The 16,308-nt window shown below is 56.0% G+C and carries 17 protein-coding genes; 6 read left to right on the top strand and 11 right to left on the bottom strand.

The window, feature by feature from the left end; genetic code table 11:
- Positions 1–121 precede the first annotated feature (121 nt).
- From PYL13_RS08385 to hemN, 5 genes are all read right to left on the bottom strand, one after another.
- Positions 122–1,408, bottom strand: a complete 1,287-nt coding sequence (locus tag PYL13_RS08385) for a beta-ketoacyl-ACP synthase (protein WP_259144969.1) — start codon at positions 1,406–1,408, stop codon at positions 122–124.
- A gap of 12 nt (positions 1,409–1,420) precedes the next feature.
- The gene (locus PYL13_RS08380; RefSeq protein WP_275640999.1) at positions 1,421–2,617 is read right to left on the bottom strand and encodes a beta-ketoacyl-ACP synthase; all 1,197 of its coding nucleotides are present in this window, start codon (positions 2,615–2,617) and stop codon (positions 1,421–1,423) included.
- Between the two features lie 185 nt (positions 2,618–2,802).
- Positions 2,803–3,279, bottom strand: a complete 477-nt coding sequence (locus PYL13_RS08375; protein WP_192487708.1) for a 3-hydroxyacyl-ACP dehydratase FabZ family protein — start codon at positions 3,277–3,279, stop codon at positions 2,803–2,805.
- Between the two features lie 108 nt (positions 3,280–3,387).
- Positions 3,388–3,672, bottom strand: coding sequence for an acyl carrier protein (locus tag PYL13_RS08370; protein ID WP_192487707.1), 285 nt, complete (start codon positions 3,670–3,672; stop codon positions 3,388–3,390).
- Positions 3,673–3,790: 118 nt separating this feature from the next.
- The gene (hemN, locus tag PYL13_RS08365) at positions 3,791–5,140 is read right to left on the bottom strand and encodes an oxygen-independent coproporphyrinogen III oxidase (protein WP_275640998.1); all 1,350 of its coding nucleotides are present in this window, start codon (positions 5,138–5,140) and stop codon (positions 3,791–3,793) included.
- A gap of 197 nt (positions 5,141–5,337) precedes the next feature.
- Here hemN and fnrN point away from each other — a divergent pair, with 197 nt between their 5' ends.
- Positions 5,338–6,063 (top strand): transcriptional regulator FnrN, encoded by a 726-nt coding sequence (fnrN, locus tag PYL13_RS08360; protein ID WP_192487705.1) that lies wholly within the window; start codon positions 5,338–5,340, stop codon positions 6,061–6,063.
- Here the strand turns inward: fnrN and PYL13_RS08355 are convergent.
- Together PYL13_RS08355 and PYL13_RS08350 are read right to left on the bottom strand one after the other, a co-directional pair.
- Positions 6,042–6,194, bottom strand: a complete 153-nt coding sequence (locus tag PYL13_RS08355; RefSeq protein WP_250982681.1) for a hypothetical protein — start codon at positions 6,192–6,194, stop codon at positions 6,042–6,044. The genes fnrN and PYL13_RS08355 overlap by 22 nt on opposite strands.
- Before the next feature lie 254 nt (positions 6,195–6,448).
- A complete protein-coding gene (locus PYL13_RS08350; RefSeq protein WP_250982682.1) occupies positions 6,449–6,850 on the bottom strand; it encodes a hypothetical protein in 402 nt (133 codons plus the stop codon).
- A gap of 218 nt (positions 6,851–7,068) precedes the next feature.
- On the opposite strand from PYL13_RS08350, the gene sfsA reads away from it, so the two are divergent.
- The 5 genes from sfsA (at position 7,069) to PYL13_RS08325 (ending at position 11,821) form a co-directional block, all read left to right on the top strand.
- Complete coding sequence (sfsA, locus tag PYL13_RS08345; RefSeq protein ID WP_275640997.1) at positions 7,069–7,791, top strand: DNA/RNA nuclease SfsA; 723 nt, start codon at positions 7,069–7,071, stop codon at positions 7,789–7,791.
- Positions 7,792–7,822: 31 nt separating this feature from the next.
- A complete protein-coding gene (gene map / locus PYL13_RS08340) occupies positions 7,823–8,659 on the top strand; it encodes a type I methionyl aminopeptidase (RefSeq protein WP_192487702.1) in 837 nt (278 codons plus the stop codon).
- 3 nt (positions 8,660–8,662) lie between these two features.
- Entirely contained in the window at positions 8,663–9,505 is an 843-nt protein-coding gene (gene radC / locus PYL13_RS08335) for a RadC family protein (RefSeq protein ID WP_275640996.1), read from the top strand.
- Positions 9,506–9,664: 159 nt separating this feature from the next.
- A complete protein-coding gene (locus PYL13_RS08330) occupies positions 9,665–10,087 on the top strand; it encodes a TadE/TadG family type IV pilus assembly protein (RefSeq protein ID WP_192487700.1) in 423 nt (140 codons plus the stop codon).
- Complete coding sequence (locus tag PYL13_RS08325) at positions 10,088–11,821, top strand: TadG family pilus assembly protein (protein WP_275640995.1); 1,734 nt, start codon at positions 10,088–10,090, stop codon at positions 11,819–11,821. It abuts the gene before it with no gap.
- A 91-nt stretch (positions 11,822–11,912) separates the two neighbouring features.
- On the opposite strand, the gene PYL13_RS08320 is transcribed toward PYL13_RS08325, so the two are convergent.
- The 4 genes from PYL13_RS08320 to rpiA all read right to left on the bottom strand — a co-directional run bounded on the left by PYL13_RS08320 (position 11,913) and on the right by rpiA (position 16,256).
- Positions 11,913–13,289, bottom strand: coding sequence for a class II 3-deoxy-7-phosphoheptulonate synthase (locus tag PYL13_RS08320; protein ID WP_192487698.1), 1,377 nt, complete (start codon positions 13,287–13,289; stop codon positions 11,913–11,915).
- A 166-nt stretch (positions 13,290–13,455) separates the two neighbouring features.
- Entirely contained in the window at positions 13,456–14,844 is a 1,389-nt protein-coding gene (gene gor / locus PYL13_RS08315; protein WP_275640994.1) for a glutathione-disulfide reductase, read from the bottom strand.
- A gap of 136 nt (positions 14,845–14,980) precedes the next feature.
- Positions 14,981–15,541, bottom strand: a complete 561-nt coding sequence (locus PYL13_RS08310) for a DUF2059 domain-containing protein (RefSeq protein ID WP_275640993.1) — start codon at positions 15,539–15,541, stop codon at positions 14,981–14,983.
- Between the two features lie 16 nt (positions 15,542–15,557).
- On the bottom strand, positions 15,558–16,256 hold the full coding sequence (rpiA, locus tag PYL13_RS08305; RefSeq protein ID WP_192487695.1) for a ribose-5-phosphate isomerase RpiA: 699 nt from the start codon (positions 16,254–16,256) through the stop codon (positions 15,558–15,560).
- Between the last annotated feature and the right edge of the window lie 52 nt (positions 16,257–16,308).

Below are 16,308 nucleotides of genomic sequence, written 5' to 3'. Positions count from 1 at the left end.
GTTTGGTTGAGAGCGCCCGCGCGTCTGACATGACACACAAGGGACGCTCACCCTTTTGAATTTCTGCATCCGGCCCCATAAACCTGTTCAGTCATGCGGGCCGGTGCCGTTGGGAAACCGATTAAGCCGGTTCCCGTGTCATGACAAGGCTTGCGTTCTGTCCGCCGAAGCCGAAGGAGTTGGACAGCACGGCACTGACCTGCGCTTCCCGCTTCACATTTGGCACGACGTCAAGCGCGATGGCCGGGTCGGGATTGGTGTAGTTGATGGTCGGCGGCAAGGTGCCGGTCAGCATGGTTTGCAGCGAGAACACCGCCTCAACTGCACCCGCTGCCGTCAGCGTGTGGCCGATCATCGACTTGTTGGACGACAATGGAATGTCCTTCAGGCCTTCACCGAACACGGCCAGCATCGCGCCATATTCCATCTTGTCATTTTCCGGCGTCGAGGTGCCGTGTGCATTGATGTAACCAATGCCCTCTGGCGCGATACCGGCATCCGAGAGAGCCGCACGGATGGTTGCAATGGCAGGTGCGCCATCTGGCGAGGAGCGTGTGCGGTGGAAGCTGTCGGCCTTTTCGCCAGCACCCTTGATGATGCCGAGAACCTTGGCACCGCGTGCAACGGCAGATTCGAGCGATTCCAGCACCAGCGTTGCCGCACCTTCGGCAATCACGAAACCATCACGGTCCTTGCTGAATGGCTTGGACGCTTTTTCCGGCGGGTCGTTCTGCGTGGAAAGGGCCGACAGCAGCGAGAAGCGGATCAGCGCCTCGGCGCTGACCGAACCATCGGTCGCAACCGTCAGTGCACGGTCTGTACGACCCTGACGAATGGCTTCAACGCCCAACTGAATGGCGGTGGCGCCGGATGCACAGGCCGTGGACAGCGTTACCGGCAGACCGCGTGTGCCAAACCGGTCGGCCAGACGCTCGGAAATGGCACCGAACAGTGCTGCTTCCTGAAACGCGGCATCCGGGCGCTGGCGCATGGCCGCGAGGAAGCGGTTATAGGCATCGCCCGGCTGGTCAGCCGGTGGCGAACGATCGGCCAGTTCGAAGCGCGCGCTCCATTCCGGCTCGATTGGCGGTGCAGCCAAAAACAGCGGGCCACCGAAATCACCCGACAGACCGGCCTGTGCCAGCGCCTCAATGGTGGTTTCGCGGGCAAAGGCGTAGGAACGCTCGACCGAGTTCGGCGCCGGAATTTCGATAAAATCAACGGTTCCGCTGATCTTGGTCGACAGGCCGTCGGTTGGGAAACGTGTGATGTTGTGAATGCCTGATTTGCCTGATGTCAGTGCAGACCAGTTGTCCTCAAGCCCTTGTCCGAGCGAGGTGATGATGCCCATGCCGGTCACGGCAACGATTGGACGTCCGAGATGATCCTTGAAGCTGGATGATGCCATCTTTTTTACTCCTCAAACATCACGGGACAAAACGGCGACGCCTTCGCCACGCACGTGGCCGACGGTGGTGACCACTGCCGTGTTGGCGCTTGTCGACATCGGCTTTTCCTGTGCGCCATCAAAGGCTGGCAGCTTTGCGCCGCTTTCAATGGCAAGCGCACCCAGTGCCAGACCGAGCGGGAACTGCGCTTCCAGCGCATGGCCGGTAACACCGCTGTAACCGCGGATAACAGCGTTTGGCAGCGCCTTTTCCAGCAGAGCCTTTTCGCGCTTCGTCACGTCATGGAAGCCGCTGGCGCCCGACAGGACAAGCGTGTCACCCGCGTCACCAGCCGGAGACAGCAGGCGCTCGAGGCGCTTTTCCATCTTGGCGTCGTCGCGGTTGCCGCGGTCACCTTCGATCGCGTCGATGCGGGCATAAATCTTTGCACCACGGTCAACGGCGTGTTTGCGTGATTCCAGTACGAGGAATGCGCCGACAGAACCGGTGATCATGCCACCGCCATTATCAGTGCCGCGCGACCACAATGGCTGCCAGTCACCCTGGGCGTGGGCATTGATGGCTTCAAACAGCAAAATCATGTCAGGACGTTCGGCCGAGAAAGCACCACCAACCAGCGCATGGCTCGATTCACCCGAACGGATGCGGTGGAAGGCTGTTTCGACGGCAGAAATACCGGCTGCTTCTTCGCCCATGAAGGTACGCGACGAACCGGTGACCTTGTGCACGATGGAAATGTTGCCAGCCATCAGGTTGGAAAGCTGGGCAAGGAACAGCGTCGGGCGCAGTTCCGTCGTCAGCTTTTCATTGAGAAGAATTTCGCGGTCGTTGCGCTTCAAGGCTTCATCGACGATCAGCGTATCAACGTTGATGTCACGTTCCCCGCCCCCGGCAGCAACGATCATGTCCATGGTGGCGCATGCGTCGGCATCTTCCTTGAAACCGGAATCATCCAGCGCAAGACCCGCGGCAAACACGCCAAGGCGCTGCCAGTTTTCCATCTGGCGCTGATCCTTGCGGCCGATCTGCGTAGACCAGTCGATCTCGGGCAGAGGGTGAACCGGGTAAGGTTTGAACTTCTCGCTCTCGACAATCGTTTCCGGCGCAACACTTGCGGAAAGCAAAGCGATATGCGCTTCAGTGCCGACACCGTGACAGGTCACGATACCAACACCTGTTATCACCACATCATTGTCAGATTTGCTCATACGTCATCCTCTGCGGTTGCAGGACCCACCGTGGTTCGCGTCCGCTGTTCATGCGTTTGCGCCAGCTTGCGGCATTACATGCTTGCCGAATAATCCGCACAAAACGACTTGGCAATGGCGAAGGCCCGAACGAGGCCTTCAAAACCTTGTTTATTCACCGGTCGAACCGGCTGATAGCGCGTTTTTCAACCTTCAGAGGCGGCCAGAGCAGCCATCAGGCCCACTTCTTCTGCGCGTTTCTTGACGATTGGACCAAGCGGAATATCGCTGAACGGCATGGTGCGCAGTTTCAGCTGCGCGTCACAGACCTTCTTGCCACCAGAGGTGATCTTAGCCTTGGTCACAGCAAAACCGGAACCTTCATGTTCCAGAAACGCTTCGATATCCAGAACCGCTTCCGGCTCCACGAAAGTGCGCATTTTGGCGCCGTCAACCGTCATCAAAAACGGCATGGCGGCAAAATCGGTCAGGCTGAGAACCAGCATGCCGGAGGCTTGCGCCATGGTTTCAATCAGCAAAACACCGGGAACAAGCGGCATTCCGGGAAAATGACCTTCAAAAACCGGGCTTTTTGCCGGCACAACTGAGCGTGCCTTCAATATGCGCGCCGTTTTATCGACAGACTCGATGTGGTCGATCATCTGGAAATATTCGAGAAGCATTTGCCCTCCGCTTAATAAAACAATCCCTCCCGCCGGTTCCGGCGTGAGGGATATAAACCAATATTCAACTCACTCAGCGGTCCACAAAATTGCGGATGCCGGAACAGATCAGCCCTTGGCGGCCTTCAGTTCGTCGATCTTGGCGCAGAGGTTTTTCAACACGAAGTATTCTTCTGTCGTTACCTTGCCTTCGTTGACTTCCTGGGTCCACTGCTCGAGCGGGATCTTGATGCCGAATTCCTTGTCGATCGCAAATACGATGTCGAGGAAATCAAGGCTGTCGATGCCCAGATCGTCGATTGTGTGGCTCTCCGGCGTAATGGTTTCCCGGTCAATTTCGCTGGTGTCGGCGATGATGTCGGCAACCTTGTCAAATGTAGCTGTCACGCCCATAATCCTTGTCTGTCTTTTGTCTTCAAATAACGCTTATCAGACGCACCACATAGGCAAATCAAGTTGAAAAGCCAATGGGTACCAGCAAAGAACGTGTAATTTGCTGTCAATGTGTTGCTTAAACAGCAACCGAATGGCGACCTTTTCCAGTGGATAAGTAACTATCGAACACCGCAGCGACCGTGCGCGCAAAGGGTTTTCCCGCCTCTGTGAGCGAAAAGACCTGACCTTTTATTTGCGCAATACCATCGCTGTTTTGTGCCGCAAACAGTTTTGCTTCGGCAATGATGCCAGATGGATCCCGGCCAAATTCACGCTCCAGTTCGGCAAAGTCGAAGGCGAAATCGCACATGATGCGCTCAATGACCCAGGCGCGGGGCCGGTCATCGTCACTGAGTTCAATTCCGCGCACCACGCACAGGCCGTCGGTTTCAGCCATGCGTTGATATTCGCCGGTCGCTGGCATGTTCTGCACATATCCCTGTGGCAGCTTGCCAATCGAAGATGCACCAAGACCGATCAGCGCCGTGGCACAATCATCAGTATAACCTTGGAAATTGCGTTTGAGATCGCCATTCGAACAGGCAACGGCCAGACTATCGACCGGCTTTGCAAAATGGTCGATGCCGATTGCCTCGTAACCAGCCGCCACCAGCATGTCACCAGCCAGTGTCATTTGCCGGTAACGCTCGACAATATCAGGCAGTGCTTCGTCAGGGATCATGGTCTGGTGTTTTTTCATCCATGGAACATGGGCATAACCAAACAGTGCAATGCGGTCCGGATCCAGCGAAATAATCGACCTGACGGTTTCCGCCAGCGTGTCCAGCGACTGGTAGGGCAAGCCGTAAAGGATATCGCAATTGACTGAACGTACGCCCCTCGCCCGCACCGCCTCCACCACCGACCGTGTCTGCTCGAAGGTCTGAATGCGGTTGATGGTTTTCTGCACCTTAGGGTCGAAGTCCTGCACACCAAGACTTGCTCTGGTCATGCCGATGGTGGCCAGCGCATCATATCGCGGCTCATCGAGATCGTTGGGGTCCATCTCCACGCTGATTTCGGCGTTCTCGGCAAAATTGAACGCCGCGCGAAGACAGTCCATCAGATCAATCATGTCCTCAGGCTTCAACATGGTTGGCGAACCGCCACCAAAATGCACGGCCGTTACCCTGGCATCGCGTGATATGCGCTGACCGACAGCTGCGATTTCAAGCTTCAGTGACGTGAGGTAGCTGGCAATCGGCTCATATTTCAGCGTGTGCTTGGTGTGACAGGCGCAGAACCAGCACAGGCGATCGCAATAAGGTATGTGCAAATACAATGACAAATTGTCGCTATCGCCCAATTTGCCCAGCCATTGCGCATAAATGCCGCAGCTGACCCCCTCGTGGAAGTGGGGTGCAGTAGGGTAACTCGTGTAACGCGGAACCGCGCCGGAATATTTTTCGAGAAGCTTTTCCGACATGCAATTTCTACCTTGGCCATTCTAAACATAACCCGAAAGTAGCGTCTGCGACAGTTTGCAACTTTGACTTCGATCAAATCAAGGCGTACATTCCTCAAAGATAGTCGTAGGGGGACATTCGGCTTCGTCAAGAAACTGGGAAGGGTAAATTTGTGCCGATTTTTCGGCACTTTACCGCAACTATCGGATATTGCCTCATGGATACGCTGCTTAAGAACATTCATAACTCGGAAGAGCCAGTCGTCTGTCGCTCCTGCGAGGCCCGCCATGGCGGGGTGTGCAGCTCCCTGAGCCCTGCGCAGCTGATGGAACTCAGCAAACATTCCAGCCGACGCAAGCTTGAGGCGGGCAATGAGCTGATTGGCCAGGGCGAATCTATTTCCACTTACGCCAATATTCTCAACGGCGTGGTGAAGCTGTCCAAGATGATGTCTGACGGTCGTCAGCAGATTGTCGGATTGCAATTTGCACCGGACTTCCTTGGCCGGCCCTTTGTCGGTGAAAGCAACACAACGGTTGAGGCGGCGACGGATGTCAACATCTGTATCTTCCCGCGCAATGTGGTGGACCGCATTCTCAACCAGTCACCGCAGATGGAGCACAAGCTATACGACCAGTCCCTGAAGGAACTGGATGAAGCGCGTGACTGGATGCTGACGCTTGGTCGCAAGTCTGCGCAGGAGAAGGTCGCAAGCTTCCTCTACCTGATTGCCACCCATATCGATCCGGAAAATGAGGACAAGTCCAGTTTCGACCTGCCCTTGTCACGCGCCGATATCGCCGATTTCCTCGGTCTTACCATAGAGACCGTCAGCCGTCAGATGACCAAGCTGCGCAAGGAAGGTGTCATTCACATCGAGAACAATCGTCACGTCACCGTGGGCGATCTCGACCGCCTGAACTACGCGGCAGGCAACGACTGAGCAATCCGGCCGGGAATTTGCCAACTCGAAACTCCGGCCGAATCATGCATCATAAATAAAGAAGGTGCCTTTGCTTCGCTTGCGGAAAACAGGATTCCGTAAGCCAGCACCACCGCGATAACGAATTTCATTCCCCAGTCCCCAAGAAACCGCAGCCACTGATCCGGCGGCGACAAGCGCCCTTCAAGCCTTGCTGAAAGGCCTGATTGACGTGGGAGAACTGTAACGTGCAAACCATGATTTGCCGTTAAAAAACCAAGTAATTCAACGATTAAGCCAAAACATAAAAACGCAAATGACGTTTTAAACCCCGGTTAAGCATAAAAAATGGCGCCCCGGAGAATTCCGTGAAGGCGCCATCATATCAAGGAAATTTGGGCAGGGATTACTGCGCGATCTGCGCCTGTGCATCCTCACCGTGATGCGTGGCAAGGTTTTGCAGTTCCTGCAACTGGCGGCGATAGTCAGCCTCACTGACCCGCCCGGCCTTGCGGGCAGACGCCAGCGACGAAAGACGCTTTTGCAGTTCCATGGCCTCAGTGTCGGACATCTGATCGGCAGCCGAAGTCAGTGGCTTTGAGAAGGTTGGGTACGTGCCGGTGTCTTGCTTGACCGCAGGCTGGGAACTCACCGGCTGCGGGCCAACAACCTGCGCCACCGGGCGAGTATTAAAAGAGGCAGTGGTATCGACCGGCTGCGGCGTCGTGCAACCTGCCAGCAACACAGCAACAAAAGCACCGGGGACCAGTCGCGTTCCTGCTTTGACAATCATCAAACTGTTTTTCATCGATCTTGTCCCGGCAATTATCCCGCAGGATAAAACTTCTTCACTTTGCCAGCCAGCTCATCATTCAGGCTCTGCGGCTCAACTTGTATTCGTTTTCGCCCGGCATGTGCAAATACAAAGATTATAAATATTGTGGAGCAATTCTTCATCGCTGCTTTGGCCACAGCTGGGTCACGCATCGGCTTGTAACCTCATGTCCAAACGCCCAGATATGCCGCATGATTTTCAGCACACCCCTTGTTCCCGCCCGTCTTGTCAGCCGCTACAAACGCTTCCTGTTCGACGCGGAACTCGAAGATGGTACATTTATCACCGGCTCCTGCCCCAATACCGGTTCGATGCGCGGCCTGACCGAGCCCGGATCACGCATATGGCTGTCGCAACACAACGTCAGTCCCACCCGGAAATACACCTATATGCTGGAACTGGTGGAAGCGGACGGCACAATCGTCGGCATTAACACCGGTATGCCGAATCGGCTGGCGGAAGAAGCAATCCGCAATAGCGTGATTGCCCCCCTCTCCGGTTACGACACATTGCGGCGCGAGCAGAAATACGGCCAGAACTCACGAATCGACTTTCTCCTGTCAGCGGATGGCCGGGCGGATGCCTATGTCGAGGTGAAGAACGTGCATTTCATGCGTCAGCCCGGTCTGGCGGAGTTTCCAGATACCGCCACACTGCGCGGCACCAAACACCTTCAGGAGCTTGGCAACATGGTAATGGCCGGTCACCGTGCCGTCATGCTCTACCTGATCCAGCGCGACGACTGCGACCAGTTTCGGATTTGCTCTGACCTAGATCCGGTTTACGCTGCGGCTTTCAACCTCGCCATTCGGCAGGGTGTTGAAGCCTATGCGGTAAAATGTCGTGTTTCACCGCTGGAAATTGCAGTCGATGGGGTGGTTGCGATAGACGAACACTGCCTTGCTGTTTTATGAACAGTATAGAAAACGACAGGAAAAGCGGACAATGGTGACCTATATCGACGCAGCCTCTGCGCCACTCAAGAATACTGGGGCGATCCGGCTGTATAATGCAGAGGATTTTGCGGGCATGCGAAAGGCCTGCCAGCTGACTGCACGCTGCCTCGATGAACTTGCCAGTATCGTCAAACCGGGTGTTGCCACCGATACGATCGACCGTTTTGTGTTCGAGTTCGGCATGGACCATGGTGCCCTGCCCGCGACGCTCAATTATCGCGGTTACACCAAGTCGGTCTGCACATCGATCAACCATGTCGTCTGTCACGGCATTCCCAATGAAAAGCCGCTGCGCGATGGCGACATCGTCAATATCGACGTCACCTATATCGTCGATGGCTGGCACGGCGATTCCAGCCGCATGTACCCGGTGGGTGAAATCAAGCGCGCTGCCGAGCGCCTGCTGGAAGTGACCCATGAATGCCTAATGCTGGGCATCGCTGCCGTCCGTCCGGGCGCGCGCACCGGCGCAATCGGCGCCGCCATTCAGGCCCATGCGGAAGCCGCACGTTGCTCCGTCGTCCGCGATTTCTGCGGCCATGGGGTTGGCAAGCTGTTCCATGACACGCCGAACATCCTGCATTATGGCGAAGCGCATGAAGGTCCGGAAATGCGTGAAGGCATGATCTTCACCATCGAGCCGATGATCAATCTCGGCAAGCCACATGTCAAAGTCTTGGCCGATGGCTGGACGGCCGTCACCCGCGACCGCTCCTTGACCGCGCAATATGAACATGCCGTTGGCGTGACCGCGACCGGCTGTGAAATCTTCACGCTGTCGCCTGGTGGCCTTGACCGCCCAGGCCTTGCTCCGCTCAAGGCTTGATCCATGGCCAGAGACCCTGCCCGAACAGCAGAACATGAAGCACTTGCCTCAACCTCTGCCGGGCAGGAAAGTCTTGACCTTTCCCTGACGGAAGCCGACGAACGTGTTTTCTTCGGCATACCCGAAGCGACAGGGAGAACACCGAAAGCACCAGCCAAGGCCGACCCATCTGTCGACCATCATTATCACGGCCACCGAGACCGGCTGCGCAGCCGCTACCGGGACAATGGCGACACCTCACTTGCCGATTATGAAATCCTTGAACTGCTGCTGTTTAGGCTCATCCCGCGCAAGGACACCAAACCGATTGCCAAGGCATTGCTTGCCCGGTTTGGCACATTGAGCGGCGTGTTTGGCGCACCTGCGGCACTGCTGCAGGAGGTCAATGGCATTGGCGAAACCGTGGCGCTGGATATCAAGCTGATCTCGACCATTGGCCACCGCACGCTGAAAAGCGAAATCCGCAACAAGCAGATTTTAAGCTCCTGGTCGGCAGTGGTCGAATATTGCCATGCCGCCATGGCGCACGAGACACGCGAGCAGTTCCGTATTCTGTTTCTCGACAAACGCAATGTGCTGATTGCTGATGAGGTACAGGGAACAGGCACGGTCGACCATACGCCCGTCTATACGCGTGAGGTCATCAAACGGGCGTTGGAACTGTCGGCAACCGCCTTGATCCTCGCTCATAATCACCCCAGTGGTGACCCCGCACCGTCCCGCGCCGACATCGACATGACCCGCACAATCATCGAAGCTGCAAAGCCGCTCGGCATCACCGTGCATGACCACATCATCATCGGCAAGGATGGTCATGTCAGCTTCAAGGGCATGGGCCTTATCTAACGTCAGCGTTTGTTCGCTGCCCTTTTCCAAGACACTGTAAAAACAAAACTATTCAGCGCTTCCCGCGCAGGTTGCTGCCCGCTCGCGCATCAACGATTCTTTAACACATAAGCGTCAGTATATTCGAATATAATAATAAAACGAAAAACAGGACGCATCATGCATTCAATACGTAGTGTGCTGCGCGATAAATCAGGCGCATCGGCAGTCGAGTTTGCAATCATCGCCCCGATGTTCATCCTCATCCTGCTAAGTTTGATCGCATACGGCATTTACCTGACGGCAGCCTACGCCGTTCAGCAAGTGGCGGCGGATGCTGCACGCACCGCTGTTGCAGGGCTCAATACAAAAGAACGGGAAACACTGGCAACGGATTTCGTCAAGAAAAGCACGTTGAACTACGCTTTCCTCGACAAGAACGCCTTTACCGTTGCCGTTGCAAGCGATCCGTCCAATCCCAACCAGTTCACTGTGACCATCGAGTATGACGCCCGGGGTCTGCCGATCTGGAACCTTTATACCTATGCCCTGCCGGAAAAAAGCATCAAGCGATTTTCCACGATCCGGATCGGAGGAGTCTGAATGTGGTATCTTGAGAAGCTCGTCCGTCGCTTCGGCGGCGACACATCCGGCAATATTGCGCTGACGGCAGCACTGACTTCCCCTATTCTCATCGGCATTCTGGCGCTGGGCGTGGACTATGGTTATCTGACCGTCCAGAAACGTCAAGCCCAGCAGGCCGCCGATCTCGCGGCGATATCCGGTGTCGCAGATATCAACAATCCGGAGCAATCCGTCGCCCAATATTTCAAGCTGAACAACCTTAATCTTGGCGTCGTCAGCCCGGCGGGCCTGATCACCGCCAATGGCGTTGTGCCCTTTGATCCGCAAAAGCCATTTACCAGTGCCAATGGTTATGCCGAAGTGATCAAAGGTCGCTACGAGCCTGATCCCAATATCGCGGTTGGCCAGCGTTTTGTGCCCAATGCGACACCGACCAATGCGCTGAAGGTGACGATTACCGAAAAAGGCGAGATCTTTTTTGCCGGTGCCTTTGCCAGTGCTCCAACCATTTCGGCAAGCGGCACGGCGTCAGGCAACCAGTTGGCAGCCTTTTCGATCGGTTCACGGTTGACCAGCGTCAATAACGGTCTGCTCAATGCGATTCTCGGCGGATTGCTCGGCACGACCGTCAATCTGAATGTCATGGATTACAACGCGCTGATCGATGCAGACATCAATGCGTTGCAGGTTCTCAATGCCCTGGCGCTCGACCTTAACCTAACGGCAGGTACCTATAAGGACCTGCTGAACACCGACATTACCTACGGTAAACTATTGAGTGTGCTGGGCAAGACCACCGGCGTCAAACCGGCAGTTGCCACGGTGTTGAAGACACTGGAACGTGCCACCAACAAAACCCAGCTGACCCTGAAACTGGCACAAGTCCTCAATCTAGGCCCCGTGCAGGAGCAGCTGATTGGTGCCGGCGACAATCTGAAGGTCATGGCCAGCGTGTTTGACCTTCTCAACGCCTCGGCCATCGCCGCCAATGGTGGCCAGCAGATTGCCGTCGACCTCGGCGCCGGCATTCCCGGTCTTGCCTCCACCAAGATCAAGCTGGCCATCGGCGAGGCGCCGGTTGGCACCCCTGCTCTGGCAGTGGGTGGACAGGGAACCATCGTTCGTACTGCGCAGACACGTCTGGCCGTCGAAGTGGCGGTGGATGGCTTGAGCGCTATTGCCGGTCTTCGGGTGCGCGTGCCAATCTATATTGATCTAGCTCAGTCCGAAGCACGTCTTGCTGCCATTCGCTGCACCGGTGGCGGTCAGGGCACGGTTGATGTCGACGTGGTGCCGGGTGCCGCCGATATTGCGCTTGGCGATGTCGATACATCGGCCTTCAACAATTTTGGCAAGACGCCGCGCGTCGTGCAGGCTGCGGTGGTGGATTCAGCATTGTTGAAAATCCTTGGCAAGGCGCAGATCACCGCCTCCAACATGACCAAAACCAAAGTCACCTTCTCGCAGGCGGACATAACACAAGGCACCGTCAAGAATGTCTCGACCAAGGATACGGCGACGTCGCTGATCCAGTCGCTGCTTAAAAATCTCGATCTTGATATCAAGGTTCTGTTCCTGACACTGGGAACACCGACCCTTGTCACATCAGCGTTGGCAGACACCCTGTCACTGGTTACCAAACCACTCGACACCGTGCTCTACAACACGCTGCTGGTCCTCGGTATCAAGATCGGTGAAGCTGATGTACGCGTCACGGATGTGCGCTGCATGCAACCTGCCCTCGTGCAGTAATTCTCCTCCTCTGCTGAACTCTCCTACAGCCAACTAAAAAGCCGCCGGATTTCTCCGACGGCTTTCTTTATGTCAGACCTTACAGTCCAGATCAGGCGTTTGCGACAGCGAGACGCTTTTCGTCGCGGCCACCCTTCATGCGCTCGGCAAGAAGGAAAGCCAGTTCCAGGGCCTGGTCTGCGTTCAGGCGCGGGTCGCAATGGGTGTGGTAACGGTCAGACAGCGAGTCTGCCGTTACGGCACGTGCGCCGCCTGTGCATTCCGTTACGTCATTGCCGGTCATTTCAACGTGGATGCCGCCCGGATGCGTGCCTTCTGCACGGTGGATCTGGAAGAAGCTTTCCACTTCCGACAGAACACGCTCGAATGGACGCGTCTTGTAGCTGTTGAGTGTGATCGTGTTGCCGTGCATCGGATCGCACGACCATACAACCTTGCGGCCTTCCCGCTCTACTGCGCGGATGAGGCGCGGCAGATGGTCGGCAACCTTGTCATAGCCGAAGCGGCAGATCAGCGTCAGGCGACCGGCTTCATTGGCAGGGTTCAGAATGTCGATCAGTTCCAGAAGGCCGTCTGCCGTCATGGACGGACCGCACTTCAGGCCGATCGGGTTCTTGATGCCACGGCAGTATTCAACATGCGCATGGTCCGGCTGGCGCGTACGGTCGCCAATCCAGATCATGTGGCCGGATGTTGCATACCAGTCGCCCGATGTGGAATCGACGCGTGTCAACGCTTCTTCGTAACCGAGAAGCAGAGCTTCGTGGCTGGTGAAGAAATCTGTTTCGCGCAGGCTTGGATTGTTTTCTGCCGAAATGCCGATGGCCTTCATGAAGTCCATGGTTTCAGAGATACGATCCGCCAGCTTGCGGTAACGGTCGCCCTGCGGGCTGTCCTTGATGAAGCCGAGCATCCACTGATGCACGTTTTCCAGGTTGGCATAACCACCCATGGCGAAGGCGCGCAGCAGGTTGAGCGTTGCAGCCGACTGGCGGTATGCCATGACCTGACGCTCAGGGTCCGGAACGCGGGACTCTTCATTGAATTCGATACCGTTGATGATGTCACCGCGGTAGCTTGGCAGCGTCACGCCATCCAGCACTTCGACATTCGAAGAGCGTGGCTTGGCAAACTGACCGGCAATACGGCCAACCTTTACGACAGGCAGCTGCGCGCCATAGGTCAGCACAACGGCCATCTGCAGGAAGGCGCGGAAGAAGTCGCGGATGGTATCAGCGCCATGCTCGGCAAAGCTTTCCGCACAGTCACCGCCCTGAAGCAGGAAGCCGTCGCCATTGGCAACATTGGCCAGCGAGCGCGTCAAACGGCGTGCTTCACCAGCAAAAACGAGTGGCGGATACTTTGCGAGTTTGGCTTCGGTTGCATGCAATGCGTCCTGATCCGGATAATCAGGCACCTGCTGTATAGGCTTGTGTCGCCAGCTCGCCGGGTTCCAATTCTGTGCCATTTTACTCACCTGTTTCCTTTCCCGCACAATGCGGGAAGCCGTCCTCGCCAAAATAGAGGCGGCTTATAAACCTGTCGGACGCCCTTGCATAGGTCGCCATTGCATCAATCAGTACCATTTCGGCCCCGGATGGGGCCGTAAATCGATTATATCAGAAAAACCGAATTCAGACGCGTTCGCCGTTCCGGATCCTGTAGCTCGGTGAATACATCGTCACCAGCTCTTCGGCCGCAGTTGGATGCACCGCCATGGTGTTGTCGAAGTCATCCTTCGTGCAACCGGCCTTGAGGGTGATGCCAAGCAGCTGCGCCATTTCACCAGCTTCGTGGCCAAGAATGTGAACGCCAACAACCTTGCGGTCCTCAGCATTGACAATCAGCTTCATGATCGTCTTCTCGGAGCGACCGGACAATGTAGCCTTCATCGGGCGGAACTGCGCGCGGTAGACTTCCAGTTCCTGATAGCGGGAGGCCGCCTCTTCTTCCGAAAGACCAACCGTACCGATTTCCGGCTGCGAGAACACGGCGGTGGCAATGAGATCATGATCCGGCTTGGTCGGATTGTTCTTGAACTCGGTTTCGATGAAGCACATCGCTTCATGAATAGCCACTGGCGTCAGCTGTACCCGGTCGGTGACGTCGCCCAGTGCAAAGATGCTTGGCACGTTGGTACGCGAATATTCGTCCACGACAATCGCACCGCGCTTGTCCAACGCCACGCCTGCCGCCTCAAGGCCAAGACCCTTGGTATTGGGGTCACGTCCCAGTGCCAGCATGACGGTATCGACCGACAGCGTACCGTTGTTGAGGGTGCGGGCGATAAGACCACCATCCGGTGCCTTGGAGACTTCCTCGATAACGTCAGAGCAAATGATACGGATGCCCTTGGCTTCCATGGCCTCATGCAGACCACGGCGCATGTCGAGATCGAAGCGCGACAGGATTTCCTTGCCGCGATAGATCAGCGTCGTTTCCACACCAAGACCGTGGAAGATATTGGCAAATTCAACAGCAATGTAACCGCCACCGGCAATCAGGATGGAACGCGGCAGCGTTTCAAGATCGAAAGCCTCGTTGGAGGAAATCGTCAGCTCATGGCCTTTGAGTGCCTTGTGCTCATTGGGTGTACCACCCACGGCAATGACAATGCGTTCAGCCGTGAAGGTCTGACCGGTCTTCACCAGCTTGACGGTATGGGCATCCACCAGCTCAGCACGGCTGTCGTAAATGTCAGCCTTGGCGTTTTCCAGACCCTTGCGATACAGGCCTTCGAGACGGGTGATTTCCTGATCCTTGGCAGCAACGAGCTTTTTCCAGTCAAAGCTACGCTCGCCGACCGTCCAGCCGAAACCGGCGGCATCTTCAAAATGCTCAGGGAATTGCGAGGCATAAACAAACAGCTTCTTGGGAACACAGCCTCTGATGACGCAGGTTCCGCCGTAACGATATTCTTCGGCAATAGCGACACGTTTACCAAGCGAAGAGGCTACGCGCGCGCTGCGCACGCCACCGGAACCACCACCGATAACGAAAAGGTCATAGTCATAAGCTGTCATAATATACCCCTTTGAAGATACCCGATAAACGGCCCCGGTATCCTTGCGTCTGTGTGCTGCTGATATAGGTATTCAACACACCAAATGAAAAGCCCGGCCATGAGGCCGGGCTAATGAATTCACGAAAAACTGAAGATCAAGGTTTCGGTGCTTCAGCCGGGGCAGCGCCTTCGGCTGGCAGTGGTGCGAGATCGGCACCGGCAACCTTCTGAAGTTCAGCCATGCTCTTTTCGCTGAGGTCACGGTTGATGCCGGATGCCCAGATATCGGCAGCCTTCAACAGTTCGCGTGTCGCAATCGGTCCGTCTTTCAGGAGCTTCTTGCCAGCTTCGCTGTTGTAGAACGCGCTGATAGCCTTCAACTCGTCAATCGAGAAGGTCTTTGCGTAGGTCGCAGCAGCTTCACGCTCGAGGTCGGCACGGCGTGGCGCCAGCGCCAGTGCAGTTTCATCAACCGTCTGGCTGATCGCGTCCTGAACATTTGGCGAAGCCTGGATGAGCTGAGCCTTCAAACGCTCGGCAAGACCCGGCAGAATGGCATCGAAGCGCTCGGTAACGCCAAGCGTGGCAATGGCTTGCTTAGCCGCAGCGATGTGCTCTTCCGAAATTTCCTGCGCCCGTACGGCAGAGCCGAAAACGAGACCTGAAAAAAGGATCGAAGCAGCGGCAGCGCGGCCCAGTCCCGCTATTCTGATCATGAAATATTTGCTCCTGTTATATTCTTGCTTGCATTGCACGTGCCCCGCCAGGGCCGGCAATAATGGCAAGCGACGCCATATTGATGAAAAGTCCGTGTTCCACAACACCGGGAATCGCATTGAGTTGGTTCGCCAGCGTTTCTGAATCAGGAATACGCCCAAATGATGCGTCAAAAATAAGGTGGCCGCCGTCAGTCGTGAACGGACCATCCTCTGTTCCACGCAATTTCAGCTCGCCCGTCAGACCGAGGCGCGATGCCAGTGCCTCAATCGCAATGCGTGTAGAGGCAAGTCCAAAGGCATTGATCTCGATTGGCAACGGGAATGCGCCAAGCGTTTCGACAACCTTGCTTTCGTCAGCAATGACGATCATGCGCGACGATGCCGCTGCAACGATCTTTTCACGCAGCAATGCGCCGCCGCCGCCCTTGATCAGGCTAAGGTTGCCATCCACCTCATCCGCACCATCAATGGTCAGATCAAGCTGCGGCAATTCTTCAAGCGATTTCAATGGAATGCCAAGTTCTACACACAGACGCGCGGTCCGCTCGGAGGTTGGGACCCCCTGCACTTTCAAACCGCCTGCGACCTTTTCGGCCAGCAAACGGACAAATTCTTCGGCTGTCGAACCAGTGCCAATACCGAGCCGCATACCATCCTCAACATAGGACAAGGCAGCCTCGGCGGCTTTAATCTTCATCTGGCGGGCATCCATATGCCAAAATCTCCAGTCGTTTTCTTCGCGTGCTGTTTACACGCCTCGCTTG

Origin of the sequence: Agrobacterium sp. Azo12 (assembly GCF_029193765.2) — a bacterium.
GTDB lineage: Bacteria > Pseudomonadota > Alphaproteobacteria > Rhizobiales > Rhizobiaceae > Agrobacterium.
The sequence above is the reverse complement of the archived record's forward strand: the minus strand, read 5'-3'. Positions and strand labels throughout refer to the sequence as shown.

What these genes read in the sequence shown, in the direction of transcription:
- PYL13_RS08375 (WP_192487708.1), bottom strand. Translation starts at nt 3,279, where the DNA reads ATGCTTCTCGAATATTTCCAGATGATCGACCACATCGAGTCTGTCGAT.
- gor (WP_275640994.1), bottom strand. Translation starts at nt 14,844, where the DNA reads ATGACAGCTTATGACTATGACCTTTTCGTTATCGGTGGTGGTTCCGGT.
- PYL13_RS08370 (WP_192487707.1), bottom strand. Translation starts at nt 3,672, where the DNA reads ATGGGCGTGACAGCTACATTTGACAAGGTTGCCGACATCATCGCCGAC.
- PYL13_RS08330 (WP_192487700.1), top strand. Translation starts at nt 9,665, where the DNA reads ATGCATTCAATACGTAGTGTGCTGCGCGATAAATCAGGCGCATCGGCA.
- PYL13_RS08355 (WP_250982681.1), bottom strand. Translation starts at nt 6,194, where the DNA reads ATGAAATTCGTTATCGCGGTGGTGCTGGCTTACGGAATCCTGTTTTCC.
- PYL13_RS08310 (WP_275640993.1), bottom strand. Translation starts at nt 15,541, where the DNA reads ATGATCAGAATAGCGGGACTGGGCCGCGCTGCCGCTGCTTCGATCCTT.
- sfsA (WP_275640997.1), top strand. Translation starts at nt 7,069, where the DNA reads ATGATTTTCAGCACACCCCTTGTTCCCGCCCGTCTTGTCAGCCGCTAC.
- radC (WP_275640996.1), top strand. Translation starts at nt 8,663, where the DNA reads ATGGCCAGAGACCCTGCCCGAACAGCAGAACATGAAGCACTTGCCTCA.
- rpiA (WP_192487695.1), bottom strand. Translation starts at nt 16,256, where the DNA reads ATGGATGCCCGCCAGATGAAGATTAAAGCCGCCGAGGCTGCCTTGTCC.
- PYL13_RS08380 (WP_275640999.1), bottom strand. Translation starts at nt 2,617, where the DNA reads ATGAGCAAATCTGACAATGATGTGGTGATAACAGGTGTTGGTATCGTG.
- hemN (WP_275640998.1), bottom strand. Translation starts at nt 5,140, where the DNA reads ATGTCGGAAAAGCTTCTCGAAAAATATTCCGGCGCGGTTCCGCGTTAC.
- PYL13_RS08385 (WP_259144969.1), bottom strand. Translation starts at nt 1,408, where the DNA reads ATGGCATCATCCAGCTTCAAGGATCATCTCGGACGTCCAATCGTTGCC.
- PYL13_RS08350 (WP_250982682.1), bottom strand. Translation starts at nt 6,850, where the DNA reads ATGAAAAACAGTTTGATGATTGTCAAAGCAGGAACGCGACTGGTCCCC.
- PYL13_RS08320 (WP_192487698.1), bottom strand. Translation starts at nt 13,289, where the DNA reads ATGGCACAGAATTGGAACCCGGCGAGCTGGCGACACAAGCCTATACAG.
- PYL13_RS08325 (WP_275640995.1), top strand. Translation starts at nt 10,088, where the DNA reads ATGTGGTATCTTGAGAAGCTCGTCCGTCGCTTCGGCGGCGACACATCC.
- map (WP_192487702.1), top strand. Translation starts at nt 7,823, where the DNA reads ATGGTGACCTATATCGACGCAGCCTCTGCGCCACTCAAGAATACTGGG.
- fnrN (WP_192487705.1), top strand. Translation starts at nt 5,338, where the DNA reads ATGGATACGCTGCTTAAGAACATTCATAACTCGGAAGAGCCAGTCGTC.